The sequence below is a fragment of the Pseudoalteromonas sp. SG43-1 genome (assembly GCF_014164415.1).
GTDB lineage: Bacteria > Pseudomonadota > Gammaproteobacteria > Enterobacterales > Alteromonadaceae > Pseudoalteromonas > Pseudoalteromonas distincta.
This window is the reverse complement of sequence record NZ_JACJFD010000060.1, coordinates 1-2063: the sequence shown is the minus strand read 5'-3', so window position 1 is coordinate 2063 and position 2063 is coordinate 1. Positions and strand designations below refer to the sequence as shown.

The 2063-nt window shown below is 33.8% G+C and carries 3 protein-coding genes; 1 reads left to right on the top strand and 2 read right to left on the bottom strand.

The features are described 5' to 3' along the window. On the top strand, positions 1-597 hold a 597-nt coding region (locus H5159_RS20685), incomplete at its 5' end, for a tyrosine-type recombinase/integrase (protein WP_182780962.1). 85 nt (positions 598-682) lie between these two features. On the opposite strand, the gene H5159_RS20680 is transcribed toward H5159_RS20685, so the two are convergent. Together H5159_RS20680 and H5159_RS20675 are read right to left on the bottom strand one after the other, a co-directional pair. Next, positions 683-1165: a hypothetical protein gene (locus H5159_RS20680; RefSeq protein WP_010388418.1), complete on the bottom strand. Its 483-nt coding sequence runs from the start codon at positions 1163-1165 to the stop codon at positions 683-685. Continuing rightward, positions 1165-1887, bottom strand: a complete 723-nt coding sequence (locus tag H5159_RS20675) for a hypothetical protein (protein ID WP_182780961.1) — start codon at positions 1885-1887, stop codon at positions 1165-1167. The genes H5159_RS20680 and H5159_RS20675 overlap by 1 nt, the downstream gene beginning before the upstream one ends. Positions 1888-2063: the final 176 nt, after the last annotated feature.

Genomic DNA, 2063 nt, shown 5'->3' with positions numbered 1-2063 from the left:
AAAGAGCCTTGGAATAAAAATAAGCTTGTAGGACAAAAGTTACCTCTGAAATTACAGCAAATATGGGCTATCCGAATACGACTAGAACTTTTTCATAAAATAAGAGATCTAGCACTATTTAACCTAGCCATAGATAGCAAACTAAGAGGGTGTGATTTAGTTTCACTAAAAGTTAACGACATCGCACATGGTAAAACAATTCAATCAAGGGCAATAGTCGTTCAAAAAAAGACTGGTATGCCCGTCCAATTTGAAATTACTGGGAATACAAGGAAATCAATTGTGGCGCTCATAGAGCAATTTACTCTCAACTCTTATGATTACTTGTTTAAGTCACGAATTCATTCCTCAGAACACCTTTCAACCCGTCAATATGGACGTATAGTTGATTCTTGGGTCACTTCAATTGGGTTAGATAAGACTCAATATGGCACTCATTCTATGAGACGTACTAAACCATCACTAATTTACAAAAAAACTAAAAATTTAAGAGCCTGTCAGCTTCTACTTGGCCATAGAAAACTAGAAAGCACTGTCAGGTACTTGGGAATAGAAGTTGATGATGCGTTAGAAGTATCAGAACAGATCGATGCTTAAGTTTGAACCAATGCCAGACCTGAAGTAAGCGTCTGGCATTGGTTTCTAAAAAAATGTTAATCCACGCTACTTTGTTCTAAGAAAATCATAATGAAGCTGTATCAATATTGATTTGATAAGGCTTACTGACAAATTCAGCCATTTTTATACACTCCTTAACTGCAAACCCTCGTCCTTTGTAGTTTGCGAAAGCAATATGAGTATTATCAGTTAACACTGCATATAATCTATAGTCATGTGTGTAGCCTTTTCTAGGTATAGCTTTAAAACCTTTAATATCTGATAATTTATAAACACGTTTAAAAATAGTATATAAACTACTCGACTTTAATTCCAAGGTTTGTTTTGCGAGATCAAAACGACATACATAGCCACCAAACGAACCACTCCACCCTAGCCAGCATATAAACCCAGATACCCATATCGGTAATGATTTTGCTTCATCAGAATTAAACACATTAATTAGCCCGATAAATAAAAAGAAACCACACAACAAAACTAGCAATAATCTAGTTAACCTCGGTTGTCGATAAATAGCTAGCTCACTAGATAGTTCTTTAAAATACATTACAGCACTCCGTATTTAACTAAGCCGGCAATGGCTGTAAAAACAAAAAATGGCAGGGATAGTTTTATTAGCGATTTGAGATCCCATATTTCAATGAAAACAAGATCTTCACTATTAAAATCTTCATCTTCCAGGTGAGAGTTTGAATTAGCTTTTTTAGTATCATGAGTAACTTGAGGTGAGTTATATAATTCACTTTGAGCAAACCTTATCGGTGTTTTATTAGGCCAATCCGATATGGTTTCAACTGCAGTAGTATTATATTTCGTATATAAAAACGAAATGAACATCTTAGCATCTGTATACTGTTTAAATTCATATAACTGATCAACAAACTTAATTTGATAAGGGCCTTGCGCGCCTATACTACTTAATTCAAATGATAGTGTATCAAACGGTACAACAATTTTACTTCTTTGAAAGTAACCCCATAATGCGGTTTTTAAATTAAGCTGTTTTTCTGTCCCGTTAAACTCTAAGCGGCTCTTTCGACCAAAAAGCAATATTGATATACTTAAAAAGAAGCTTGCAGAAATAGCGAAGAAAATACTTTCCCCTCCTTCGCTTGTTACTGTCATCACAATGCTAGTAATTCCAGGAATAAGCATAATAAACGCAAAAATTTTGCTTGTCATTTCGCGTCTTGAGGGCATTGTTGTATTACCACTTTGATCTGTTTTGAGAACTTTTTTTACAAGCTTGGATAGATTGTTATATTCCATTACTTCAACCTTAAAAATTAATTATTACCTTATTTACATTAACAAAAAGTAGCTAAGTAAACCTTATCTCACGATACTTATATCGCTCCTTATACAGAAGCAAAATTACTATTTACAATACAACAGTTAATTCAAGTCAGGAAATCTTAAATGCATTTGATATAAAAAGATGACCG